The organism is Nocardia tenerifensis NBRC 101015, from assembly GCF_000308715.1.
GTDB lineage: Bacteria > Actinomycetota > Actinomycetes > Mycobacteriales > Mycobacteriaceae > Nocardia > Nocardia tenerifensis.
The window spans coordinates 15,669-41,166 of the sequence record NZ_BAGH01000612.1 but is presented as its reverse complement, the minus strand read 5'-3'; the positions used below and the strand labels follow the sequence as shown (position 1 = coordinate 41,166).

The 25,498-nt window shown below is 64.0% G+C and carries 17 protein-coding genes and 1 pseudogene; 12 read left to right on the top strand and 6 right to left on the bottom strand.

What is annotated here, in order from left to right:
- Nucleotides 1-60: 60 nt before the first annotated feature.
- From ON39_RS43940 to ON39_RS48020, 5 genes are all read left to right on the top strand, one after another.
- Nucleotides 61-1,290, top strand: a complete 1,230-nt coding sequence (locus tag ON39_RS43940) for a hypothetical protein (RefSeq protein ID WP_040743211.1) — start codon at nucleotides 61-63, stop codon at nucleotides 1,288-1,290.
- A 70-nt stretch (nucleotides 1,291-1,360) separates the two neighbouring features.
- Nucleotides 1,361-1,753 (top strand): hypothetical protein, encoded by a 393-nt coding sequence (locus ON39_RS43935; protein ID WP_040743126.1) that lies wholly within the window; start codon nucleotides 1,361-1,363, stop codon nucleotides 1,751-1,753.
- Between the two features lie 75 nt (nucleotides 1,754-1,828).
- Complete coding sequence (locus ON39_RS43930; RefSeq protein ID WP_040743124.1) at nucleotides 1,829-2,038, top strand: hypothetical protein; 210 nt, start codon at nucleotides 1,829-1,831, stop codon at nucleotides 2,036-2,038.
- A 156-nt stretch (nucleotides 2,039-2,194) separates the two neighbouring features.
- Nucleotides 2,195-3,907 (top strand): ParB/RepB/Spo0J family partition protein, encoded by a 1,713-nt coding sequence (locus ON39_RS43925; protein ID WP_051187915.1) that lies wholly within the window; start codon nucleotides 2,195-2,197, stop codon nucleotides 3,905-3,907.
- Between the two features lie 88 nt (nucleotides 3,908-3,995).
- Nucleotides 3,996-4,868: a bifunctional DNA primase/polymerase gene (locus ON39_RS48020; RefSeq protein ID WP_157195656.1), complete on the top strand. Its 873-nt coding sequence runs from the start codon at nucleotides 3,996-3,998 to the stop codon at nucleotides 4,866-4,868.
- 175 nt (nucleotides 4,869-5,043) lie between these two features.
- Here the strand turns inward: ON39_RS48020 and ON39_RS51105 are convergent, their stop codons facing one another.
- Together ON39_RS51105 and ON39_RS51100 are read right to left on the bottom strand one after the other, a co-directional pair.
- Complete coding sequence (locus ON39_RS51105; protein ID WP_051187920.1) at nucleotides 5,044-7,332, bottom strand: RelA/SpoT family protein; 2,289 nt, start codon at nucleotides 7,330-7,332, stop codon at nucleotides 5,044-5,046.
- A gap of 90 nt (nucleotides 7,333-7,422) precedes the next feature.
- A pseudogene (locus ON39_RS51100) lies at nucleotides 7,423-9,762 on the bottom strand (ATP-binding protein); the annotation flags it as partial.
- Nucleotides 9,763-10,765: 1,003 nt separating this feature from the next.
- Here ON39_RS51100 and ssb point away from each other — a divergent pair.
- From ssb to mobF, 4 genes are all read left to right on the top strand, one after another.
- Nucleotides 10,766-11,230, top strand: coding sequence for a single-stranded DNA-binding protein (gene ssb, locus ON39_RS43905; RefSeq protein WP_063713497.1), 465 nt, complete (start codon nucleotides 10,766-10,768; stop codon nucleotides 11,228-11,230).
- A gap of 135 nt (nucleotides 11,231-11,365) precedes the next feature.
- A complete protein-coding gene (locus ON39_RS49500; RefSeq protein WP_146251432.1) occupies nucleotides 11,366-11,641 on the top strand; it encodes a hypothetical protein in 276 nt (91 codons plus the stop codon).
- Nucleotides 11,638-11,961, top strand: a complete 324-nt coding sequence (locus tag ON39_RS46640; protein ID WP_051187913.1) for a hypothetical protein — start codon at nucleotides 11,638-11,640, stop codon at nucleotides 11,959-11,961. The genes ON39_RS49500 and ON39_RS46640 overlap by 4 nt, the downstream gene beginning before the upstream one ends.
- A 550-nt stretch (nucleotides 11,962-12,511) precedes the next feature.
- Nucleotides 12,512-17,056: a MobF family relaxase gene (gene mobF, locus ON39_RS43895; RefSeq protein ID WP_255219351.1), complete on the top strand. Its 4,545-nt coding sequence runs from the start codon at nucleotides 12,512-12,514 to the stop codon at nucleotides 17,054-17,056.
- A 138-nt stretch (nucleotides 17,057-17,194) separates the two neighbouring features.
- Here mobF and galE read toward each other — a convergent pair whose 3' ends face one another.
- The 3 genes from galE to ON39_RS49495 form a co-directional block, all read right to left on the bottom strand.
- Entirely contained in the window at nucleotides 17,195-18,175 is a 981-nt protein-coding gene (gene galE / locus ON39_RS43890) for a UDP-glucose 4-epimerase GalE (protein ID WP_040743115.1), read from the bottom strand.
- A 1,037-nt stretch (nucleotides 18,176-19,212) separates the two neighbouring features.
- Nucleotides 19,213-20,583 (bottom strand): phosphomethylpyrimidine synthase ThiC, encoded by a 1,371-nt coding sequence (locus ON39_RS46635; RefSeq protein ID WP_157195655.1) that lies wholly within the window; start codon nucleotides 20,581-20,583, stop codon nucleotides 19,213-19,215.
- Nucleotides 20,580-21,068 carry a hypothetical protein gene (locus ON39_RS49495; RefSeq protein WP_051187911.1) on the bottom strand — a complete coding sequence of 163 codons (489 nt, stop codon included), beginning with the start codon at nucleotides 21,066-21,068 and terminating at the stop codon, nucleotides 20,580-20,582. The genes ON39_RS46635 and ON39_RS49495 overlap by 4 nt, the downstream gene beginning before the upstream one ends.
- A gap of 500 nt (nucleotides 21,069-21,568) precedes the next feature.
- Between ON39_RS49495 and ON39_RS43870 the strand changes: the two genes are divergently transcribed.
- The 3 genes from ON39_RS43870 (at nucleotide 21,569) to ON39_RS43860 (ending at nucleotide 24,094) form a co-directional block, all read left to right on the top strand.
- Nucleotides 21,569-22,945 carry a helix-turn-helix domain-containing protein gene (locus tag ON39_RS43870; protein WP_040743104.1) on the top strand — a complete coding sequence of 459 codons (1,377 nt, stop codon included), beginning with the start codon at nucleotides 21,569-21,571 and terminating at the stop codon, nucleotides 22,943-22,945.
- Nucleotides 22,942-23,520 (top strand): GNAT family N-acetyltransferase, encoded by a 579-nt coding sequence (locus ON39_RS43865; protein ID WP_051187910.1) that lies wholly within the window; start codon nucleotides 22,942-22,944, stop codon nucleotides 23,518-23,520. Before ON39_RS43870 ends, ON39_RS43865 begins: the two co-directional genes overlap by 4 nt.
- Before the next feature lie 118 nt (nucleotides 23,521-23,638).
- Nucleotides 23,639-24,094, top strand: coding sequence for a hypothetical protein (locus ON39_RS43860; RefSeq protein WP_051187919.1), 456 nt, complete (start codon nucleotides 23,639-23,641; stop codon nucleotides 24,092-24,094).
- 167 nt (nucleotides 24,095-24,261) lie between these two features.
- Here ON39_RS43860 and ON39_RS43855 read toward each other — a convergent pair whose 3' ends face one another.
- Nucleotides 24,262-25,467, bottom strand: a complete 1,206-nt coding sequence (locus ON39_RS43855; protein WP_040743100.1) for a hypothetical protein — start codon at nucleotides 25,465-25,467, stop codon at nucleotides 24,262-24,264.
- Nucleotides 25,468-25,498: the final 31 nt, after the last annotated feature.

The window sequence follows — 25,498 nt, the reverse complement described above, 5'->3', positions numbered from 1 at the left end:
CGCCCCATTGCCCCCTGAACTGCACTCCCCTGAGTGTGTCAGAGCTGGAAGGAAATTCAGATGCCCGTAATCACCAGCGCTCGCCACATGTCGTTGCAAGACATGGTGCCGCTGCTCAACCATCAGCAAGCCGCCAAGGTCGATGTCGTCGCGCCTGCCTCGGCACTGCGATCGGTCGACGGCACGATCGAATTGTTCGGTGTCACACCGGTTGTCGACGATCGTGGCGTCACCGCGGTCGATGGCCGCTACCGGCCCACCGGATCCGCCGACGGCCAGATCGCGGCCAAGCTCGACATTCCCGTCCGCTATCTGCGCCGCCTGCGCGACGACGCCCGCTTGGATCTCTATGACAGCAACGTCAACGGGCTGCTCCACGGCCGCGCTGACGTTGCCGATCCGGAACCCGACGATCGGTCGTTCCTGCTGAGGCTGTTCACCGCTCCTACACCCGATCAACCCGGTGTATTGCGGGCACTGCTGTCGGATCGCTACGGCATCATCGACAACCTCGATGTTCTCGCCGCCGTCCTCGACGGCATCCACGCCGTAGACGTCGACGCCGAGATCAGGTCCTGCGATCTCACCGAATCCTCCATGCACTGCAAGGTGTACGCACCGCAGATGTCGGCATTGGCACCGACCTTCCTCGCCCACTACCGCACCCCGTTCGCCAACCCCGAACTCGAGGCCGAACGCCAACGTGTCGCCGGGCACCTGGAGCGCGTGCGCCCCATCGCCTCCGCCGAAGGGCTCGGCTACGAACCGGGCTGCGAGCCGGTGGTGTTCGCCGGCTTCCGGTTCAGCAACGACGAAACCGGCCACCGCGCAGTCACATTGACCCCCGAGGTAGTGATCCAGATCTGCGGAAACGGCCTGACCATGCCGATGTTCTCCTCTACCCGCCGTCATATCGGCGACCAACTCGAGATCGGACAAGCCTGGTCCCAGGACACCTACCGCAAGAAACTCGCGGTCATCACCGCCGAGACCCGCGACAAGGTCGCCGAGTGGCTGTCGGCGGAGTTCTTCACCGCCCGCGTCGAAGAACTCGAACACCAAGCTGCCACACCGGTACACCAGCCCGAACGGACGATGGAGGTGCTGACCAAGCGTCTCGGATTCACCGAAACCGAACGTGCAGGGATCCTTTCGCACTTCATCGCCGGCGGTCAGCTCACCGCGGCCGGGATCGCCAACGCCGTCACCAGCTACAGCCAAACCGTCCCCAACCCGGTACGCGCCGACTCCCTCGACGATTTGGCCGTGCAGGCGATGAGCCTGGTCTGACCACTTTCGTTCCACGACAAGGAGGTTCACCCATGAGAATCACTAGGAGCACTCACCGAAGGAGGTGGCGATGGCGGTTTTCACCGTGATCGGCACGCTGACCAAGGCGAACAAGCTGACCCTGGCCGGAGTGGTTCGTGGCGCTGTTCCGATCGATACGCTCACCGGCGCCCAATCCGATGCGCGTCCATGGTGGCAGTTGGTCACCGCGGCAGGCGCGGCCGAGGCCGAGGTCGCGGCACGCTATCTGCACGCCAACGGGATGTTGCCGCGCAGCGTCGCCGCCCAGGATCTGTCGCTGGCGATGGTGGTGCTCGACTCGCTCACCGAGCAGCATCCGGTCATGGCCATCCGACGCGATCCCGACACCGGGGAGGTCCTGGTGTATTTCGTACTGACCGCGGACGCCGAACCGCGCCGCTATTCATCTGAGGACGAGGTGCTCGTCGCACCTCAATCCTGAACCACCACAACATCTTTACCCGATCCGAGGCGAGTCCATCCAGGACTCGCCTTTCGTCATTTGGGAGGCCTGATCATGACCGACACTCTCTCGCGCGAGGACTACGAGAACGCCCGCCATTTCGGCACCGCCGGACCTGCGTCGCTGATCGGTGAGCAAGTCGTTTCCGGCTGGCGCAAGGAATCGACCGGATGGAGTGGCAAGTACTGGACGTTCGTCGCCAGCGACGACGGTGTCTGGACACTCCGAGCGGTCAATGTGTCGACACGGAAGAACCGGCCCTGACCAGCCCGCCATGCTGCGGAGCTGAATCCGCTCCGGTTCGAGTCGCTGCAACACACCGCATCCTCCGCATTTGATCCTCCGCTGAACCCATCCATCGAGGGCGGGCACGACAGCTCCACGTCGTGCCCGCCCTCTTCGTTCCCGAAGGAGTACCCGATGACGATTTCCCTCACCTCCGCCAACCCCGAAACCCAAACCTCCGCAACCGAGTCCGACGACTCGGCGGCCGAACATCAACCCATCGCCGAATCCACCGACTCGGACCCCACCCCTAGCGTCCAGGCGGAAGCGGTCTTCCTGCCGCCCTCCCAACTGGTGATCGACGAGAACGTGCGCAAGTCCTTCGACATCGGCGACTACCCGGATCTGACCGATTCGATCCGCCACCACGGCGTCATCAACCCGATCAAAGCCCACCGTGAGTCCGACGGCACCATCACCGTGCTCGACGGACAAGTACGCACGCTCACCGCGCTCGCCTTCGACGTGCCTGAGGTGCCGGTGTGGATTACCCCGGCACCCGCTCTGGACACCGCGGAACGCGCGATCAGCCGTATCGCGCAACAGATCAGCGTGACTGATCAGCGGATCCCCTTGACCGAAGGCGACCGGGCCGCCGGCATCGCGGAGATGTTCGCGTTCGGTGCCTCCATCACCCGCATCAGCAAGGACGTCGGTCACAAACGCGACCAGGTGAAACTCGCTGTCACCGTGGGCGCCAGTGCCACAGCCCGCCAGGCGGTCGACACCGGACAGCTCGATTTCGAGCAAGCGGCGGTGATCGCAGATTACGAGGCGGTCGGTGACACCGATGCGGTGCAGCGACTGTCGACGGTCAGCCGGTCGATGTTCAACTACGAAGCCAAACGAATCGCCGCCAACCGCGCCGAATCCCGCGATCGGTTCCTCGAATCACTGCCGTATGCCGCGCTCGGGTTCGGTGTTCTCACTAGCGAACCCGACGCCGCCGACCAGCGGTTCGTCGATATCGACGACCTTCGTACCGACGCCGGATCGACCGTCCTCGCGGAGACGATCCACGCCCACCCGAGCTGCTGGGTTGTGTACTGCCGCCCGAGCGGTGCGAAGGCCGTACTCGACCGTGACACCGGCGCTGTCGTCGCTTCCGACACCGTCGATTGGAACACCCAGGGCCGACCCGATATCGAAGCGGCAGACGGGCTTCGGCACGCTGACAGTGTCGAGGTACGGGCCGTATGGGCTCCCACCTACTATCTGCGCGCCGACCGCTTGCCCGACGCTGGCGTCCAACCAGCCACCGCTTTCGCAGTCTCCGATGATGCCGTCCCCGACGATGCCGATCCACATGTGGACGACCAACGCGGCGGCAGGTCGGCCGACGCCCAGCCCGCGGCCCAGCAGGAGGCCGAACGAGTCGTGGCTGAGCGGCGGCAAAATCAGCTGGCCAGGAAGCGGGCGGAGATGCTCAACAAGCAGGGGGACGCCGCGTTGGCCGCGCGCAGGAAGTTCTTGAAGGAGTTCCTGACTCGCAAGACGCCACCCACCCAAGCCGCGGTCTTCGTCGCGGAGTCGCTCGCCGACGAACCCGGTCTTCTCGGCGAGTACAACGCCGACCGCACCGCCTGGGAACTGCTCGGCATCACCGGCTGGCGCAACGGTCTGCTCCAGGCGGTCGGATCCGCCAAGCCCGCGCGCTGCCAGGTGGTCACTCTCGGACTGGTGCTCGGCGCCTACGAGAAGCGCACCGACCGCTCCTGCTGGAAACACAACGCCCGCGGGGTCCGCCGGTATCTGCAGTTCCTCGCCGAGCACGGACACCACCTCACTCCGGTCGAACAGGCCGCTACGGGCGACCTCGACCCGGAAACCATCGACATCAACTCCTGACACAGCAAACGGAAGCGGGCGGATCGGCAAATCGGTCCGCCCGCAATTCGTTTCGCCCTTTGTGATGCCGACACGGAAGGAGTTCGAATTGGGCACCGTCGACTTTCGGCAGGCAGCCATCTCAGCAGCTGCCCGCGGCTGGTCGGTCTTCCCGCTCTGTCCCGGTTCCAAGCGACCCGCGATTTGCCAGTGGCAACAACGAGCTACTGTCGATCCGAGCCAAATCCACAGCTGGTGGCGCGAGGACCCGTATCGGAATATCGCGATCGCCACCGGCCCCAGCAGGCTTTACGTCATCGATCTCGACACTGCCGCCTGCCCGAACGCTGGCGACCGTTCGGGCTGGGAACTGTTCAACGATCTCGCCACAGCAGCGGACGCGTCCGGCACCCTCGCGACCTACACCGTGGCCACCCCCTCGGGCGGCCATCATCTCTACTACCGAACACCCCCGCGAAAGGCACTCTCTTGCACCGTGGGGCGCCTCGGTCCCGGGATAGATTCACGCGGCGAAGGCGGCTACATCGTGGCAGCAGGGTCACTCACCTCCCGAGGTACGTACCGGAGACTCGACGCGCGCCCACCCACACACCTTCCGCAGTGGCTCTACGACCTGTACCAGCCCGCACCACACCCGACACTTGACCGCCCGCCATCACCGCCTCACGACCGTGACAGATACCTGGCAGCCATTCTCGACAGCGAGATCCAGCGGATAGTCTCGGCGCGGGTCGGCACCCGCAACGACACTCTGTTCCGCGCCGCTCTCACCCTCGGGCGCCTCGTAGCCGGTGGCGAGCTCGACAGGCACGACACCGACAGCGCGCTCGCCGTGGCCGCATCGGTCCACGTGGGAAGCCATGCATTCACTGCGGAAGAAGTAACCCGGACGATCGCCAATGGCTTCGCTGCCGGAGCGCAGCGGCCCCGCCGAATCAGGAGGAATACTTGGCCTCAATGATGTCGCGCCATCGACCAAAACGCGCGATATGCGCGGATGTCGGGCAGTAGGCCGCACACGTACAGGCGATGTGCCGCCACATTCGGGCGCCGACAGACAGATCTCAGGAGAGCGGATTCAAATCCCAACTGGAGCTGTGGCCGCCCCCCCGCGATACTAAATCGAAGGACGCGGGTCAGGTCGACGAAGTCACCCGATAGACGTCGTAGACACCCTGCACATTGCGCACCACATTGAGCAAGTGCCCCAAGTGTTTCGGATCGCCCATCTCGAAGGTGAACTTGCTGATCGCGACTCGGTCGCCGTGCGTGGTCGCCGAGGCGGACAGGATGTTGACCTTCTCGTCGGCCAGCACCTTGGTGACATCGGAGAGCAGGCGGGTGCGATCGAGCGCTTCGATCTGGATGGCCACCAGGAACACCGACGACGGGGACGGCGCCCATTCCACCTCGATGATGCGTTCGGGCTGCTCGCGCAGTGAGCCCGCGTTGGTGCAGTCGGTGCGGTGCACGCTGACCGCGCCGCCGCGGGTCACGAAGCCCATGATCTCGTCGCCGGGCACCGGGGTGCAGCACTTGGCCAAGTTGGTGCTGGTGCCCGTGGCGCCGGGGACGAGCACGCCCGCGTCACCGGTGGCACGCGGACGGTTCGGCGTGGTCGAGGGCGTAGAGCGGTCGGCGAGTTCGTTTTCCACGTCACCGATGCCGCCGAGCTGGGCCATCAGGCGCTGCACCACGTGCTGCGCGGCCTCCTCGCGCTCGCCGACGGCGGCATACAATTCCGATATGTTGGTGTAGTGAAGTTCGTGTGCGACGGCGGTCATCGCGTCCACACTCATCAAGCGCTGCAACGGAAGTCCGACGCGGCGGACCTCCTTGGCGATCTGATCCTTGCCGGATTCCAGGGCCTCTTCGCGGCGCTCCTTGGCGAACCACTGCCGGATCTTGGCCTTGGCGCGCGGAGACTTTACGAAATTCTGCCAGTCTCTATTGGGGCCGGCGTTCTGCGCCTTGGAGGTGAAAACCTCGATCACTTCACCGTTTTCGAGCTGCCGCTCCAACGCGACCAGGCGGCCGTTGACGCGCGCGCCGATGCAGCGGTGGCCGACCTCGGTGTGCACCGCGTAGGCGAAGTCGACCGGCGTCGACCCTTGCGGCAACGTGATCACATCACCCTTCGCGGTGAACACGAAGATCTCCGGCGACTTCAAATCGAAGCGCAGCATCTCCAGGAACTCCGCCGGGTCCGCAGATTCCCGCTGCCAGTCCAGCAGCTGACGCATCCAGGCCATGTCGTCGACCTCTGCGATATCGCCGGAGCTGTGGCCCTTGGTTTCCTTATAGCGCCAGTGCGCCGTGACTCCGAATTCGGCGGCGCGGTGCATGTCCTGGGTGCGGATCTGCACCTCCAGCGGCTTGCCGTCCGGACCGACCACAGTTGTGTGAAGTGACTGATACACGCCATAACGTGGCTGAGCGATGTAATCCTTAATCCGGCCCGCCATCGGCTGCCACAGCGAATGCACCACGCCGACCGCGGCATAGCAGTCGCGAATGTAGTCGCAGAGGATACGGACACCGACCAGGTCGTGGATGTCGTCGAAATCCCGACCTTTCACGATCATCTTCTGATAAATCGACCAGTAATGTTGCGGGCGGCCCTCGACCACCGCGGTGATGCGGCTCGCATCCAGCGTTGCGATGATCCCAGCGCGCACCCGATTCAGATATTCGGCGCGAGCGGGAGCGCGATCGGCGACCAAGCGGACGATCTCGTCGTACTTCTTCGGGTGCAGGATCCCGAACGCGAGGTCCTCGAGCTCCCACTTGACCGTGGCCATACCGAGTCTGTGTGCGAGCGGCGCAATGACTTCCAGGGTTTCCTTGGCCTTCTTGGCCTGCTGCTCCGCCGGAAGGAAGCGCATGGTGCGCATGTTGTGCAGGCGGTCGGCGACCTTGATGACGAGCACGCGCGGATCGCGGGCCATCGCGATGATCAGTTTCCGGATCGTTTCTGCTTCGGCGGCCGCGCCGAGGTTGGCCTTGTCGAGCTTGGTGACGCCGTCGACCAGGTGCGCGACCTCTTGACCGAAGTCGCCGGTCAGCTGCTCCAATGAATAGTCGGTGTAGGAGACGGTGTCGTGCAGCAGCGCGGCCACCAGGGTTGTGGTGTCCATCCCGAGTTCGGCAAGGATATTCGCCACCGCCAGTGGGTGGGTTATATATGGATCGCCGGATTTGCGGCGCTGGTCGGCGTGCTTCTCGTCGGCAACATCAAACGCGCGCTCCAGCAGCTGCAGGTCGGCCTTCGGATACAGCTCGCGGTGTACCGAGGCGAGCGGCGCCAGCGCAGGTTTGACGTCGGCGACGGCGCGCCACCCATTGATCAAACGTCCCCCTTGAGCGCGCACGCGCTGGAAGGCGGAAATCAGCACCGCGACCGACGCGCTCGCCCGCAGCCACATCGATGCTTGCTGCTGCAGGGCGGCAGCCTCCCCGTCATGCTGGGTGAGCCGGCGGAGGGCATCGGCTTCGCCGTGAGGATGGCCCACGGCGCGGTAGAGAGTCAGAGCCTGCGTATACAGCTGGGCGGCCTTACCATGATCCTCGGTGGTCTCGCATACGTGGCCGAGGTTTTTCAGTGCGCTGGCCTCGCCGAGGCGACTGCCGAGGGTGCGATAGAGCGTGAGCGCCTGCTGATGCACGGCGGTCGCCTGCCCGTAATCCCTGGTAAGACGAAGTAGGTCGCCAAGGGCATCGAGGGCATCAGCTTCGCCGTGACGATGGCCGAGGGCGCGATAATGAGTCAACGCCTGCACGTACAAACCGGCGGCTTGTTCGTAGTCCTCGCTTAGTCGGCACACGCGGCCGAGGGCACATAGGGCGTCGGCTTCACCCAGCAGGTAGCCGAGGTCGCGGTAAATGGTGAGTGCCTGCTGGTGCAGGTCAGCTGCCTGCTCGTAGTCGCCCGTGGTCTCGCGTATGCGGCCGAGGGCACATAGGGCGTCGGCTTCACCCAGCAGGTAGCCGAGGTCGCGGTAAATGGTGAGTGCCTGCTGGTGCAGGTCGGCAGCCTTCTCGTAGTCGCTCGTCGTCTCGCGTACACGCCCGAGGACGACGAGGGTATCGGCTTTTCCGAGGCTCTCGCCAAGAGCGTTGTAGATGGCGACAGCTTGTTGGAACAACTCGGCAGCGCGTTCGTACTCGTCGGTCAGGAAGCGCATTCGACCGAGGTTTTGGAGCGAATCGGCTTCGCCGATCTGGTGGCCGAGGTCGCGGTAGATGGTGAGTGCCTGCTGGTGCAGGTCGATAGCCTGCTCGTAGTGCCCGGTGAATCGGTGCACGCGGCCGAGCGCGTCGAGCGCGTCAGCTTCCCCGAGACGGTCGCCGAGGTGGCTTGTGGTCTCCGCGGCACGCTGATGCAGTGCCGCGGCCCGCGGCCACTGCCCGTCGAACTCCAGCAACCTCGCTACCGATTTGGTCAAGGCGACCATCTGTGCGAGGTCGTGGCTGACTGTGTGGTCCAGGCAGGCCAGCAGGTTGTCCCGCTCGGTGCGGAGCCAGGTGAGTGCCTGCAGTTGATCGCCGAACTCAGGCACCGCGGCATCGCGCGCCCTGGCAGGCGCGGTGTGGTTGGTGCCGATGTGGGTGACCGATGCTGGCCATCGATCCGCTTGGGCGGCAGCGTGTTGGTAGTAGTCCAGCAGCCGCTGCACCGCGGCGTCAGTGTCGGCCTCTGAGTCGGTGGTGGTGAGGCTGTTGGCATAGGAGTGCAGTAGATCGTGCAGTCGGTACCGGCCCCTGCGGGTTTCGTTGAGTAGATGGTCATCGTAGAGAGCCAGCAGCTCCCGGCGGGCGGTCGTGATATCCACCTCGATCAGCGCCGCCGCTGCGTACGCATCCAGCTCGCGGCCGGGATGCAAGCCAAGGCGCCGAAACACCTGTTGTCGCTGCGGCGGTAGAGCACGGTACGACAGGTCGAACGCTGCGCGCACGGCCGGGGCGTCGTCGTCGAGCGCTGCCAGCAGATTCGCCGCCGCTTCGACCTCGCCTGCGTAGTCGCCGATGTCGGCTGCCGTCCATGTCTTATGGTGCGCGAGCTGCCCTGCGACCAGCACGATCGCTAGCGGCAGGCACCCGCATACGTCGGCAATGCGGCCCGCAGCGTGACGTTCGGTCAGGTCGGTGGAGTCGCGGCCGGTAACGGTGAAGACCAGATCCACTGCCGCGGGCCGGTCGAGGAGCTCCAGCTCCAAGGGGTTGGTGTCCGGCAGAGTGAGCCGGCGCCGACTGGTGATTAGGGTCAGGCATCCCGATCCGCTCGGCAGTAGTGGCTCGATCTGTTCGCGGTCGACGGCGTCGTCGAGCACCAGCAGCATCTTTCTGCCGGCGAGCAAATGACGCCACAGGTCGCGACGTTCGGTCACAGTCGCGGGCAGGTGGCCGGGGTCGATACCGATCGCTATCAATAGCCAGGCAAGTATCTCCGCCGGACCTGCTGCGGATTCTCCGGGAGTATGGGCATGCAACTGGACGAAGTACTGACCATCGGGAAATCTCGGCGCCAGTTTGTGGGCGGCATGAACAGCGAGGGTCGTTTTACCAATGCCTGCCATACCGTTGATCGCGTGGATCGCCACAACCCGACCCCCGCTGGCGGCATCCAGGATCTGCTGCAATTCCCGGTCACGACCTAAGAAATCACGCGGAAGGGCGGGAAGACTCGATGTGACAGGCTCCCGCGGTGGGGGTGCTTGTGTCGTGACCACCTGGATCGATTGGTCACCCTCGACATGCACGCCGGCGACGGAGACCGCAGGTCGGGTATCAGGCGGAGCGGCGCCCGGCCGGGGGAAGCCACGCCCCCGGTAATTCTGCTCATGGGTGTGAGGCATCACCATGGCCGGCTTCGACGTCCTCGAACGACATGTCTCCACCAGAACGGACTTTGCGCGCCCTGACACCGACACCTGGAGCGCGGATCCCCTTGAACCTCATCGTTCGTCCAGCTCGCACATTCCGCAGATCGACACCGGGCGCAGGTTCTGCGGCGGCCGGTGATGAGGACTGAGTGTGCTGGACCCAAATCGACGCCGCAAGAACACCCACCGTCAACACCACGACAGCGAGCCACATCCAAGCCGAATGGTCCCCGCCGGTCGCGTAGTTCACCGCCACGGCCAACCCCGTTGACAAGGCCGCGGTCACCGTCGTGGGAACCACCACTCGCCATACCGATTGCTCTGAAGCCACCACGACCCCCTATTCGAGAACAATCCAAACTACGCCATCCACCGATCCGCGCAGCACCACAGTGCGAAATCAAACTACATCCAGAATGTCGTCAAGCAGCGACGAACTGTTGCAAACGGAAACGGACACAGCCGCTTTCCCGTCCTGGTCAGGCCCAACCGAGGGGTCGCCCCCAGAGCTTCGCCAATCCGACGGCTGCAAACCGACGCCGACGACGCACACTCTGGCGCGCCGCCAGCGCCGCTCACGGCATCCGTGGATAGCCATTCCCCGAGGACATGACCTTCACCCGTGACTCCGTCCCACCGAGAGCGGAACTGTTAACTCGGCGGAATTCCGCGCACGCCAAGTCGTCTGGGACATTGAGCTTGTTGGTGGGCGTGGTCTGTTCCGGAGCCCATCGATCTGTTCCCAGCGAATCAGGGGCACGCTAGGGCCACCGATGAACCTGCGGTCCAGGCGGGATGCACCTTCGCTGCGCTCAGGTGTCCCGCCCGGCCTGCAGAACCCCCGCCGGCCCGGGCGCACCCCTGATGGCCGAGGCCAGATCGACAGTCCTCCCGGACCAGCCGACGCGTTTTCCGCTTCGGTTTCCGGGTGTCGGTCGCGTCCCATTCATCCCTTCATTCGTCAGGAGTGATCGTCATGGCCGGAGAGCTCGTTTTGACCGTCATGGGAAACCTCACCGCCGACCCCAAGTTCACGCACAACGAGGGCAAGGCCGCTGTCACCAATCTGACCGTCGCGCAGAGCGCCCGCGTTTTCGATCGTCAGTCCGGTCAGTGGCGTGATGGTGATGCCGTCTTCAAGCGCTGCGTCGTGTTCGGCGACATGGCCGAGCACGTCAGGGACAGCCTGTCCAAGGGCACTCGGGTCATCGTCTCCGGGCGGCTGCGCCAGCGCAGCTACCAGGACCCTCGTACCAAGGAGACCAAGTGGATCGAGGAGGTGCTGGTGGACGACATTGCCACCTCGTTGAAGTACACCACCGCAGCCGTCGGCTACGTCGCAGCGGATGCCGAGGGTGAGGAGCCGGCCGCCGACGACGCGGTACAGGCCGAGGCACCCGGTGAGCTCGTCGGCGCAGGGTCCCAGCACGTGCCGTTCTGATCCACCAGTTCGGGGAGCCGGGCACGGCTCGCGTGCCCGGCTCCCCGAACGTGTTTCCTCCAAGCCCCGCCCAGCATCGCCGGTCGACGCCGGCAGGGCTTCCCAATTTCCGCGCACCTCGAGGAGGTGAGTCCGATGCTGTCGCCCTACATGTTCACGACAACCGCGTGCCTGCATCTGGCAGCCGAGAACCGTTGGCTGCGTGCGCATGTCCGCGAGCTCACGATCGCACTCGACAACAGCCTTGACCGCGAGGCCGGGCACGCACTGTGCCAGCACAACGAGTTGCTGCTCACCTCAATGGCCGCTCCAGCCTCACGCCTGAGCGTTCCAGCTACCTACGGGGGTTCCACTTGGAACACCTGCCCCGCTCCGCTCTTCCCGTGCGAATCGGAGGTTCACCCATCATGATCGCAGTCTTAGCCACCGTTGCGCTCCTGCTACTCATCGGATGGTGGGCGTTCCCGACGCTCGCCCGCATTACCGGTTTCATCCTCACCATCTTCTCGCTGATGCAAATTGCCCAGCACTCCGAGACGGTTCTTCCGGGCCAACTCCGCTGGCTCGGGCTGGGTTTCGCGCTCTGGCTGGCTGGGCATTGGATGTGGGCGTTCAAGAACGGATGCTGGGCATCCCGGATCGCCTTGCGCATCTTCGCTCTGCCGGGCTTGCGTTTCCTGATTCCCCGCTCCACCCTCGTCGACACTGGAGGCGCGGACTCCAGCGGGTGAGCGTCGACGCCGTGGCTCGGCGCGTCCGCCGGGCTCGGCAGCGTGCAGCAGCTGCCGCAACTCGTTGATTTTGATACCGGTCAGCTCGCACAAGTGCGCTTCGCCAACCCCTCGTCCAGCAATGCGCCGCAACGCGTTTGCCTGCGTGAGCGTCGCCTGCTCGGCGGCCTTGTCGAACCTGCTGGTTGCAGCGGTGACAGTCGCGTCCCGTTGTGCCGCCGCGCGCCGGAGTCGCTCCCGCTGTTTGCAGAACTCCACCAGGTCGGCCTCATTGGCCTTGGCCGCGCGTCTGTTCCTCGAGCATGCTGGCCATCGCCGCACGTGCCCACTTCCGCGCTGACACTGTCTCTGCGCTCATGTGCGCCTCCTTTCCTCCATCCGTCGCCGCGCCCGTCGCGTCGGCGACGTGGATTCGTTAAATTCCAATCAAATTCCTTGTTCATTCCAGATTCCCATTCACACGTCCCTGCCCGCAATCAGAGTCTGCAGGTTTGTTTCCATTCCCCATATGGGTCCTGTTCAACGAAAAGGACACACCTCTTGCATCGTGATGCTACCGGCCGGTAATGTTTTCGGAGACAGCCTTTTTCGCGCTATCGTTAATTGGATGATGACCATCCATCCCTTGCATGCCGGCGAGGGCTACCTGTACCTAACGCAGCAGGTGGCCAGCGGCGATCGCATGCGGGATCGGACAAGGGATCTCACCGACTATTACCTCGAAACCGGCACCCCGCCCGGCATTTGGCTCGGCAAAGGCGCAGCACTATTAGGTGTCTCCGGTGAAGTCACCGAGTCACAAATGGCTGCGTTGTTCGGTGAGGGTTTACATCCGGAAGCCGATGCGATCATTGCCCGAGAGATCGTTGCTGGAAAGACAGCGAAGCAAGCCATCGACGCGGCGAAGCTCGGCTCCGCGTATTACGAATTCTCGACAAAGTCGTCGCCGATCAACACGATCTTCGACCGCATGCTCGACCAGTTCACCAGCGAGGAGAAGCGGCGCCCGAGCTGGGATGAACGCACCGTCCTCCGCTGCGAAGCCGCCCGTGCACATCTCACCACCACGCTCGGCCGTCCACCGGTGCAGTGCGAGATCGAATCCGCGCTCGCCGCGGAAAGGGCCAACTCCCGCAGGGCCGTTGCCGGGTTCGATCTTGTGTTCACTCCCCCTAAGTCGATCTCGATCCTGTGGGGTTTGGGCGATGACGAGGTCCGTGCCACTGTCTGGCGCTGCCACAACGCGGCCGTGCTCGATGCTTTGCAGTGGGCGGAATCGCGGTGCGCGGTAACCCGCCGTGGGCACAACGGGGTCCGGCAGATCGATGCCGAAGGGTTCACGATCGCGGCGTTCACCCATTTCGACAATCGCTCCGGGGACATGAATCTCCACACCCATCCCGTCGTGTCCAACCGGGTCTTAGGTTCGGACGGCAAGTGGACATCCCTCGACGCGAGACCGCTTTTCGCGTCCGCGGTGGCGTGCTCGTCGCGCTATAACGCCACCATCATCGCCATGATCCGCCGCGAGCTCGGCGCTCGATTCGAAGAACGTTCTCGCGGTCGAGGCAAACAGCCCGTCCTCGAAGTGGTCGGTATCAGCGACCGGATGATCAAAGAGTTCTCCCGCACTCCCGACATCATCGCCCGCACCGAACAACTCGTCGCCGGGTACCGCGCCGCGCACGGCCGTAATCCCGGCACCATCACCCAATACCGGCTCGCAGCCCAAGCGACCCTGCAGACTCGCAACGCCAAACCGCTGCCGAAAAGGTTGCGGGACATGATCACCGAGTGGGACGGCCGCAGCCGCCGATTACTGCACGACGGCCGCGCCTCCGTGCAGTTCATCCGCGACGTCCTTCACCCGAACAGCCCGCCTGCGTTCGACTCGACAAGCTCGGCGATCGCGATCGGAGTCGAGTTGGGTGGCGCGGCTGCCCTGCTCAGAACACCTCCGGACGAGATCGCGTTGCGGATTCGCGGTCACCTGGACACCTACACCTTCGATACTCCCGCAGCGGCAACGCGGGCGGGCAAGGCCGTGCGGAACCTTCTCATCTCGGGTCCGGATCTGGCCCTGCTCGAACGCATCGATGACGCCTCCGCCGCGCAGCAGCGGACCATTTGGGAACCGGAACGCATCGTCGATGACGTGGTGGACACCATCGCCCGCCGGCGCGCCACCTGGACCGAATCCAACATCTATTCCGCAGTTGATGACCGTCTCGCCAACATCGCTTTCCCGTCCCATTCCGCCCATCGGGCGGCGGTGGAGCAGATCGTGGCAGTCGTCCGGGATCGTCGCAGCATCCAGCTCACCATCGAACCCGACGAACTACCGGCCTCGCTGGCCCGTCGTAGCGGGGAAAGCGAGCTCACCGTCACCGGCGCGACCCGGTACACCTCCCAAGCCGTCCTGGACGCCGAGACTCGGCTCCTGGACGCCGCCAAAACCCCCACTGCCGACGTCATTCCCTCCGAACTGGTCGACAAAGCGATCGCCTCGCTCACGAAGTCTGAAGGGCTGACACTCAACTCCGGACAACGCGTGATAGCCGAGCATCTGTGCGGATGCGGCCTGAAACTGGCTGCAGCGGTCGGTCCAGCCGGCGCCGGAAAGACAACCGCGATGAAGGCTGTGGCCGCCGCGTGGCGGGCCGCGGGTCGTACCGTAATCCCGCTGGCGCCTTCGGCTTCCGCGGCACGCGTTCTCGGAAACGATCTCGGGATCCGAGCCCGCACCATCCACACCCTGATCACCCAAACCGCGCTCGGCCTACCCACCGGCCTCTCCCCCGGGTCGATGCTGTTGATCGATGAGGCGGCCATGGCAGCCACCGCCGCACTCGACGCCGTCCTGGAAATCGCGCACAAAAACGGCGCGATCATCCGCTGCATCGGCGACCCCGAACAGCTCTCGGCGGTCGAATCCGGCGGGATCTTCCGCACCATTGCTCACGATGCTCGCGCCCCCGAACTGACCCAGGTCGTACGGTTCCACGACCCGGCCGAAGCCGAGGCAACTCTCGCCGTCCGCGCCGGAAACATCGACGACGCCTGGGATTTCTACGCCAATCACGGCCGGGTCATCAGCGGGATGAGCGACGAACTCCGCGAAACGATCCTCACCCGATACCTCACCGACACCACGGCCGGCGTCGATTCGGTGATGCTCGCCGCCACCATCGCCGATGTCGGCGCACTCAACGCCGGCGCACAAGCCGCCCACGTTCTCACCGGCCGAGTCAAACCCGCCGCCGGCCGAATCCTGCTCTCGGACGGACACACCGGATACGTCGGCGACATCGTGCTCACCCGCCGCAACAACCGCCTGCTGCGCGTCCACGGAGGGATCCGGCACGGCACCCAAGTCGACAACGGCGACCTCTGGCTCATTCGAAAGATCCACTCCGACAACTCGATCACCGTCCTTGGCACAAACCACCGCGGCTCGCTGCGGCTATCCGCCCACTACATCCGCGAACACGTCGAACTCGGCTATGCCAGCACCATCCACCGCGCCCAAGGCATCACCGTCCGCCGCGCCTACCTACTCCTCAACGAAACACTCGGACGCGCCCTTGCCTACGTCGGACTCACCCGTGCCTGGCAATTCAATATCCTCGCCGTCGCCACCGACACCCTCGTCGACCCGACCCGCGACCAACAACCCGACGAACCGATCAAACCCCGAGAAGCCTTCGGCCGCGTCTTGGCCCGCGACGACGACAACCTGTCCGCCACCGATGTCATGCGCGAGGAACAGAAAGCCGCTGACCACCGTATCCGCATCACCTATCACCGCGCCCGCCAGCTCCTCGCCGACGGGCACGGACGCTACCTGCTTGAACGCGCACTGCCAGTCGCGCTTTTCCACGCCACGACGAAATCCGAGCAATTCCAGAAACTCTTGGACACGATCGATCTCGCCAACACCCACCGCCTCGACAGCCGACAACTCGTCGCGGCCGTCGCCACCAACGACGGCGAAGACCTCGGCGAATCCCTCGCCACCGCCAGTGATACCGCGGCACTTCTTCGATCCCGCGCCGACAGATGGATCCGAGACCACCTCCCGATCACACCACCCGCCAACACCATCGAACCGGTCGAAATCCTCACCGACCTCGACCATTCCGCCGCGGCCAAAATTTCAGCCCAGCTCAACGCCACCGAGGTTCACGCACACCTCAACCTCACCTTCCATGCGCTCGAGGATGCCTCTGCAGCCACCTCAATCCAGCCCTTACCTCCGCCGCATCCGGGCATGGACAGCGAACTCGCCAACTACGCCACCGAAATCCGACGCCGCCTCACCACCCCCACGGCCGAGGAACTCCTCCCACCCGAAAACCCAGACAGCATCGGCATCCTCGACCTCGACGACAACGCAGATGCCGAAGAAACTCACTCGGCCGAAGATGCCACCGCCTACCCCGATGCCATCCGACGCGACCGCATCGATCGCATGACCGACGACTACAACCGCTACATCAAGGAACTGGCCGATCAACGATCCGAACAGCTGCTCTACCGCGCCCTACCCGTCGTGATCTACCACCACATCCGAAAGCTGTGGCGCTACCAGACGCTTCTCGACACCATTGCCCTCGCCGACGCCCACCATCTCGACACCACGGTGCTGGTCGCGACCATTGCCACCAACAATTACACCGACGACGGCGAATCACTCCTCCAACTCCGTGACCCAGCCGGCGAACTCCGCGACCGCGCCGACAACTGGATCAGCCACAACATTCAGGGCATGCACCACGAGACTCCGCACCAGTTCCGGGCACTGACCGATTACCCCTACGAGGGGCCGCTGCGTCCTATTCCGAACTATCCAGGCCGAGACAACTCCCTCGTGGACTTCGCTGCAGAACTTCACCGCCGTATAGAAGCAGAAAAAGTGCACCTCGCGGACCACGCGGTGCGATTCACCGCACAGTCGCACGGCACCGCTGGAACCACACCCGAACCCAGCCAACCTGGTGCCCGTCGTAGTCCAAAACCGGACCGTGACACAAACGCTCGACGGCGACGCCGGCGACCGCCCACATCGGGACGGAAGCCGAGACGTCACCGATAGTGGATGCACCCGCGACCGGTTCCGACCGCCTGGACGCATCACGACCGAGACGGCCCTCCGCGAGTTGACCGCCGAATCCACTGTGTTCGGCCAGCAGGTTAGGGATCTAAGAGCGTGTGTGTTGACGCGGCCACGCGCTTATGTTGGGTCTTGCAGCTGATGGAAGCGCCACGCGTCGCGGACGATGTCGACGATGTCGGGCTTTTCCGCCGTCCATCCGAGTTCCCGTTGGGCGAGTTCGGACGAGGCGAACAGCGTGGCTGGGTCGCCTGGTCGCCGCGGAGCGTGCTCGACCTCGAACGGCAGGCCGGTTACTTCCCGAATTGCTTGGACCACTTGCAGATTCGAGAAACCGATGCCGTTGCCGAGGTTGTAGATCTTGTGCTCGCCGGGCTGGATCGCGTCGAGGGCGAGCAGGTGGGCGCGTGCGAGGTCGGTGATGTGGATGTAGTCGCGTACGCAGGTCCCGTCGGGGGTTGGGTAGTCGTCTCCGAACAAGCTGAACTTGTCGCGGCGGCCGAGGGCGGCATCGAGAGCGAGCGGAATCAGGTGTGTTTCCGGATCGTGGCGCTCGCCGATCATCCTTCCGTCGCCGCAGTCGTGTGCGCCCGCAACGTTGAAGTAGCGCAACGAGGTAGCGCCGAATGGGAACGCGCGGCAGAAAGTAGTGATCGCTCGGTCGATTGCGAGCTTGGTGTCGCCGTAGGTATTGACTGGGTCGGTCGGGGATGTTTCCACCAATGGAAGTTCGGTGGGTTCGCCGTAGACGGCGGCCGTGGAGGAGAACACGAGTTTGTCGACCTCGGCGACACGCATCGCGTCGAGCAAGGCCAGCGATGCCCGAGTGTTGTTGTCCCAGTGCCACTCTGGGTGAACCATCGATTCGCCGGCGGCGATGAGGCCGGCGAAGTGCAGCACGGCATCGATTCCGGCTCCGGGGGTGAGAACCTGCGCGATGTCCTGGACGCGCAACTCGATGAGGTCGGCGCCGGCGGGTATCTGGCTGGCGTCGTTGCGAGAGAGGTCGTCCACCACGATCACCTCGTGCCCGGCGTCCAGCAGCAGCCTCGTGACGGTGGCGCCGACGAAACCCGCACCCCCGGTTACCAGCAGTTTCACTTATCTGACCTGCACTTTCATGGCGAGTAGGTGGTCGTAGATTTCCTGCTTGTGCCCCCGAAAGTAGTCCTCGGGTGTCGGCTGCTTGCCGGTGCCCGTCCAGCGGGTGATCTGGTGCCAAGGCGCGGTGCTTGACCGTAGCCAGATCCACCGGTTCGAGCGTACGGACCCATGCTGCTGCCATAGCGCGGGCGAGATCGTGAGCGTGTTGATGGTGGCGTGCCACTACTCGGCCACTGCTGGTAGTCGCGTATCGGCTGTAGTTGACCGCGTCCGAACGTGGTTGGCCGAACTCGAGGTCGAACCGCTGGAACGCCTCGTGTACGTACGTCCAGAAGCGACCAGGATCCATTGGTGGCTGTGTGGGGTCGCGGCGCCAGGCTAGTTCGGAGCGCATCGAGGTGGCGAGCTCTGGTGTCATCCAGTCGAAATCGTGTGCCGCATAGGCTCCGTCGAGCATCGCTGTGGCACGCAGAACCTTCATGCAGAGTCGGCTGACCAGCAGGTGGAAACCGATGGTGTCGGTTCCAGCGCACCATTGGTCGTGGACACCGAGCCAGAAATAGGCCTGGATGTAGTACAGCAAGATCTCGTAGGCGTCGCGGGCATCGAGCTTTACCGGGTCGTGGTGAGGCAGCCCGCGGTCGGTTACCGAGAGGCCGATGTCCTTGAAGTCGAACCCGAGCGATGTCTGCAGTGCTCGGTAGTCGGTCAGCGACAGCGTCATCAGATCGACAGTGGCGAACATCTTTTCACCACTGGCCCTCAGCTGAGCGATCGGCGTGGAGGGTTCGTCGCCGTAGTGGACGTACAGGAAGTCGACGTCGCTGATCAGTAGACTCTCGCCGCTCAAAGGGCTGTCGATGAATGTGGGCTCGCCCCGCGCGAGACTCCCACCGACGATCAGCCAGTCGTCCGCGGGGACGCACTCCCCTAGAGCGAGCAGATCATTCGCGATCTGGGTGGCGGCCTGCTCCAGCTTCGCCGCGTCGCACAGTCGAGCGGTCAGCCGTCCAGCCAACTCAATGACATCCATCTCACTCTCCCGCCCTGGTCATCGCTGTGTCCGCCTCATCCATTTCGGGATCGCGCTCAGCGCCAACAGAGGGGTTGGGCAGTGGAATCGGTCCGGACTGCACCGCTGCCACCGGCACCTCTTCGAGTGTCTTCTTCGCGGTGATGTGGGGGCACAGCGGCCCGCAGATGGTGCAGGGTGCTCCCTTGCGCAAGCCGTGCTGGAGAAAGACGTTGCCTGCCAGACCGGGGTAGAGAGCGTGCCCTGTTTGGATCTCCCAGTCGTTGGCGCGGCGCGCCACACTGATCGCCCGCTGCCTTGCGATTTCAGGTGCCCACCCACGTGCCACGTCCAGGGCTGTGATCGCTACCCGGATCATCCGCACCGATGTTGCAGTGTCGGGTGCGGTGGGCATGGCGTAGTGCTCGTTGTGGGTGATCGAGGCAAACATGTCGCCGCCGTGCTGGCCTGCGGTAGCGACGCCGAGAACGTTGACGGTGTCGTCGAGAGTGACGCCGTTGTCGATCACCATGGGGCCGGCCAACCACAGCGGCGCACCACCGAGTGCGAGTTTGTAGTTGGGGATCAGCTCCGGGATCCGTTGCAGCGGAATATGTCCACCGGCCTCGCACAGCACCTGAACCTCGGCGCGGAGCGCTTCCCCACGAAGGAGGGAGAGCAACTCGATCTCCTGCCATTTCAGTTCGTCGCCCGCATCGGCAGTCGCGCCGGGCCGGAAGATGTCTCCGAGATCGAGTACGACCTCCATGCTGCGACAGATATCGAGGATGCCGTCGAAGTATTCGATCAGTGGGTTCTCGCAGTGGTGCATGCGCATGTAGCGGGCGATGAGTCCGCCACCGCGAGAGGTGGTGGGCATGATTCGGCCGGACTTCGCGCTGGCCTCCGCCAGGGCTGGGGTGATGCCCGCGTGGATCAGCACGAAGTCGACGCCGGGGGTCAGGCCGAGTTCGAAGCGATCCAGGAATTCTGTACGGCCCAGCTTCTTTCGCGGATCAGCGAACAGGTCGTAGGTCAGGCATGCACCCAACGGAACGCCCACGACTTCCTTCAGTTCGGCGCGCAGCGCCACGCCTTCAGGGTTTGTGGTGAGGTCCATGACGGCGTCTGGGCCTGCCGCCAAAATGACCGACATGCTGTCGAGGATGGCTTGGCGATTGTTGTCACGCGGGCCCAACCCGATGAGCGCAGCGACTTTGCGGCGTGTGTCGGCACCGACGAGCAGCGGACTGAACGACTCCATGTGTCGGCTCGCTACCGATCGAAGAAAGACCATTGTTCCGTCCTTGACGCGCCCAGCTGCAGCGACAGGGTCCAAACCTTCGTCGTGGCAGAGAGCCCTGAACTGGGAATCCGTTGCGAGATCGATCATTTCGAGCGTCCTTCCAATCGGAGTTTTTTCGTTTGGGATGTTTCGACGGGCCATGGGATCGGGGAGAGCCCGGCGACTACCTGTGCGCGTTGGCGCTCCCAGGCGATGGCGCGCGCAAGGGCGGTGTCCCAGGCTTCGCGGATTGCGCTTGCGGTTGCATCCCGCGAGATGAGTCCGATTTCGGCGCTGACGTATGCCTCGGCGAACTCGTCGGCGAATTGGCCCACGGCAGCTTCTTCTGGGCAGATGTGGGTGGTGACCCAATCATCGATCAGCGCAACAACTTCAGCCCTGCGACGGTCGACGCGGTCTCTGGTGTCATCGATGTGGCGGACCCGGTGCAGGTGTGCCAGCACGCCGGCCCACCGTAAGACCAGGTGATCGCCCGGCAGCACGCCCCGCGTACCGCGGAAGGCGTCGATCAGCTCCTGAACGCCTGGCAACATCAGCCGAGCGCTGGCGCCCTCGAACAGTAGGGGCCTCATCTCCAGCCCCGCTTCTCTTTGTCGAGTCTCTGCTGGATTTCCCATACGCGGGGGCCTCTCGGCCGCTCAGGCCAGAGAACAACCGCCGCAGCTAAGATCAACCCCGCTGCCGTGGCAGCTGAACCGATCCACAGAATCGCGGCCATGTCGGTGCCTCTCGATAGGGGCACTCCGACGCCGGATCGGCCGTGCAGAACCTCTCTCCGCCAGCCGATTTCGCGTATCCGAGATGAGGAAATCGCCAGCGCCCGGCGTCGGGGTGCCGCTACTAGCGTCGCGAGTTGGTCGGTTGGTTCCAACGCCCAACGGGGCTAGCCCCAGCGGGGCCGGCTGAGATCACTGATTCGCTTCCTGGGTGCGAAATCTGCGCTTAGGCTTGGGACACCGCGAAGTCGACCGACTAAGGGTGGACCATGGGAGCAGGGGGACGTTCCTGCCATATTTGTCGCGCAACAGTTCCGGCGGGCATCGCCGGACCCCGCTGCGCGACATGTTCGCGTGTGGCAGGCTTCAAGCAATTGCTGCCGATTGCCTTCTTCGATGCCCCCGCGATCAGAAATGCGCTGGCAGCTCACGACTTCCGTACCGTCTTTATCGCAATCCGAGACCACACCGGACTGTCACAAACCGATCTAGGTGCCCTGGTCGACCTTTCACAGTCTCGCGTGTCCGCCGTCATCCGCGGAGAACGCCAACTGATCAGTGCGACCCTCATCGCAAAGATCTCGCAATCGTTCGGCATTCCTGCTCGACTTCTGGGCTTCTACTCGGATTCCCCGGGTAGCCTGACCTCGAGTTCGATAGCCGAAGTCGCTGAGGCGCGGCCGCGGGAGGTAAAGAACGCGCACTCCGTTGCTTGGGACTACCCAGACGAGGAGGACGACATGAAGAGGCGACAGCTGCTCGTCGGGGGAACCGCCGTGGGCCTGACCGCCCTAACCCTGCCGCTCCCAGCCCGCGTCAGCCTTTTCGATGCCCAGCGCCTAGCGGACAGAGTCGAGGGATACGTCACGACCGAACAGACAGTCGGCGGGGGCGAGCTGGCCAAGGCGGCGCGGGACGAGCTCAAAATGGCCATGCAGATACTGGAGACCTGCGACATCGAAAGTGCGGCCGTCTCTACGTTTACATCTGCGGTCGGCAACATGGCAGTCACCGCAGGGTGGCTGTTCTACGATGCGAACAACCAAGACGAAGCCACCGCCGGCTACCGGGATGCGATGGCACTGGCGAACTTCGTCGGTGACGACGAGTTGGCGGCCCACACCTGCCTGAATAGCGCCCTCCAGACCATCATCCTGGCTCGGCGCGGCAGCGCACACCCCCAGGTCGCGCTCCGGTTGACGCAGCGAGCCGCAGACCTGACCCGGCGCCAGCCCGCGGGTCGAGTCCATGCTCTGATCGCTGCACGCGAGGCCCTTTCGTACGCCTGCCTTGGTGATCGATCGGGGTTTGAGCGCGCGATTGCCACCGCGTGGCGCGAGATGGATCGTGCCTATGCCCACGAGCCGATCGACCGTTGCCCCGATTGGCTGAAGTTCATGTGCCACAACGAGGTTCGGTACCACGAGGCGAGCGGAGCCATGCACCTCGGCGACTCGACAAGATCGGCGCAGCTGTTCGAACAGGTCGCGGCCGAACATGCTGCTCAACGCAACGCTGCCACCTATCGAGCCTGGTTCGCGACTTCCCTGGCGGCCCTCGGCGATGTCGATACCGCTGTTAAGGAAGCAGACGACGTCCTGGCACGCATCGCCACCGCCAAGATCTCTTCGAGTCGAACGCTTCGCGTCCTGGAACCGGTCCGGGCCGCCGCCTCCAAACCCCACCACTTGGAGTTTCAGCAACGATACGATCGACTGTCGTCCCTAGTGTGAGCGAGGCTGACGTGCCGAACGATGTTGTGCTGCAGCGATTCACCGGAGAACAGGCCAAAGAAATTCGGGACACGATCGCAGACGTACACGCCCGCGGGTACGCGGATGCGATCGCGACCGGAGATCCATTCGAGTCCACCGAAGCCTTCATGCAGCGCTTCGAGAAGTATTCCCTGAACCCTGGCTTTTCGATGATTCTGGGCACAATCGACGACGAGGCTGTCGGACAGGCGTTTGGCTGGCCGTTGGCTGCTGGCACCCCCTGGTGGACCAGGCTCGTACTCGCACCGGGGCAGCCGCCGCACGAGGAGTTCACCGCTGAGGATGGAACAAGAACGTTCGCCCTGAGCGAGCTAATGGTCGACAAGAAGCGTCACGGACAAGGAATCGGCGGCATTCTTTTTCGCGCGCTGCTCGCAGGTCGCCGCGAACCGAGGGTGACGTGGATGGTCAATCCAGCTAACACGAATGCCTATGCGATCTACCGGCATTGGGGAGCTCAGCGCGTCGGCAACCTCCGACCGGGACCGACACCGCAGTTCGATGTCCTGGTCCTGGTAAATCGTTGGCAGTAGCGTGCTGGTGCAACTTGAGAGTCGGCGCGGTGGCCGATCTGCGGGAGCGGATGCGGCCTCTCGTCGCGGCAACAGCATAGGAGCATTTTGTATGGTGCGGCTCGGAGTTACCGGCCACATGAACATCACCGAGTCCACGATGCCTCTGGTCTATGAGGAGATCAGGAAGCTATTGGCCACCGTCGGCGATCCGGCCGAGCTGGCCGGAGTGAGTTGCATCGCGCGGGGAGCTGACTCCGTATTTGCCCAAGCCGTACTCGACGCCGGCGGACGCCTTGAAGTCGTACTGCCCTCGCGGAATTACCGTGAGCGCAAGGTCAAACCGGACCACGCCCCACAGTTCGACGACCTCCTGGCCCGCGCAGACACCGTGCGAGTGATGGACTTCGAGGACGCGGGCAGGGAAGCCTATGAGGCCGCGAACGAGGCCCTGGTCAGCACGTGCGACCAGCTGATTGCGGTATGGGATTCACAACCCAGCGAGAAGGGCGGAACGGGCACAGTCGTTGACCTGGCGTCTACGAAAGGTATCCCCGTTGTCATTTTGTGGCCCGAAGGCGCTGAGCGCGCCTGATCCAAGCTTGCCACCGCTGAGGTCAAGGGTCAGTGCGGAGCTCCAAGCCAACTCCATTTCGAATTCGCAGAGGGTTCGAGCTGGGCTGTTTCCCGACCTTTGGTCAACGCACCGAGCCTAATGTGAACTGGCACAGGATATTCGTGTTCGGTTGGCGAAGACGGCGGCTAACGGCCCATGGACCGTCTCGCGACCTTCGGCTGGCGGCGCAATACGCGGCGTCGCACCTCTGGGCTGACACGCCTCGGGGTCGTTTTCTCTGCCGGCTTCGGTGCTTGATTGTCTCCGCTCGCCACGATCGGCGGTACCTGTTCCGGTTTCACCCTAGGATCGACTGAGCTCCGGGCAGTTTCGCCGCTCGCTGGAGCCTTGACGCGCCGGGTCTGTCCGGTGACCTTACGAGCGTCGCTTGTCCGGCGGTCGGAGGGTCCGATGCTGCCGGCGGGGGTCAGTTCGCCGCCAAGTCCGGGATCGCAATCGGAACATACCTTGTGGCCGCTCGCTGCCCAGCGGAGTTGGCCGTATTCGGTGCAACGGTCGCAATAGTCGTTGATCTCGGGTGGGATCGGCTGTGCGTGTCTTGTAGGGGTTGCCTTGTGCCCCTGGGCTTTTACCCATTCGGTGATGGCTTGGCGCTCACGAGGTTGGGCGGTGCGCCATTCTTGGCGGTATACACCGAGTCCTGGACTGGCGTGGTGTTCGGAGAGATAAGTGAGCCGTGCATCTACCGCGTCAGCGATCGAGTGGCCGGTTGGGAGTTCGGGGACGCCAGGGCGGTTTTCGTCGCGACAATCGTGGCATAGTCCGTCGTCGCCGCGGCCTTCGCGGAAGCGGTCGGTTAGGTGATCGATGCCGGCACGTTCGAGTCGACAGGACACGCATAGGCCGAAGCGGATGTCAGCGGCGGCGTCGCGGTCGTAGTCGCGGCGGTCGACGACGACTTCGTCGCGTTCCTTGCCCGGGTCGGATCGTTCGTCCTTGCCGAGTGCGTCTTCGTAGGCTTCGGTGCTGTTGACCGGTTTCGGCAGTTTGTAGGCGGTGCCGGGTTGGGTCTGGCTTGCGGGGTGGATGTCCGGGATATGTTGGTGGTCATCGGTTTTGGGTACGCAGGCTTCGATCAGCGGTCGGTGTTGTTCGTTGCTCAGCCATAGTTTCCGCAGCTTCGCCAGCGCGTCTTCATGGGTTTTGAAGCGCAGAGTGTTGGCGATTTGCTCGATCATTTCCCAGGTTTGGTCGTCGATCTGGGTGGCGGCCTGTCGCATTTGCCGTTTGGCCGCCCGTAGGTTCCCGGCTTCTACGAGTGCCCGGACAGTTCGGATCGCTGCGGCGCCGATATCGTCGGCGCTGTCTGCGCCGGTGTTGGGTTGGGTCATGGGATCGACCTCCTTATGCCGGCCAGTGGGC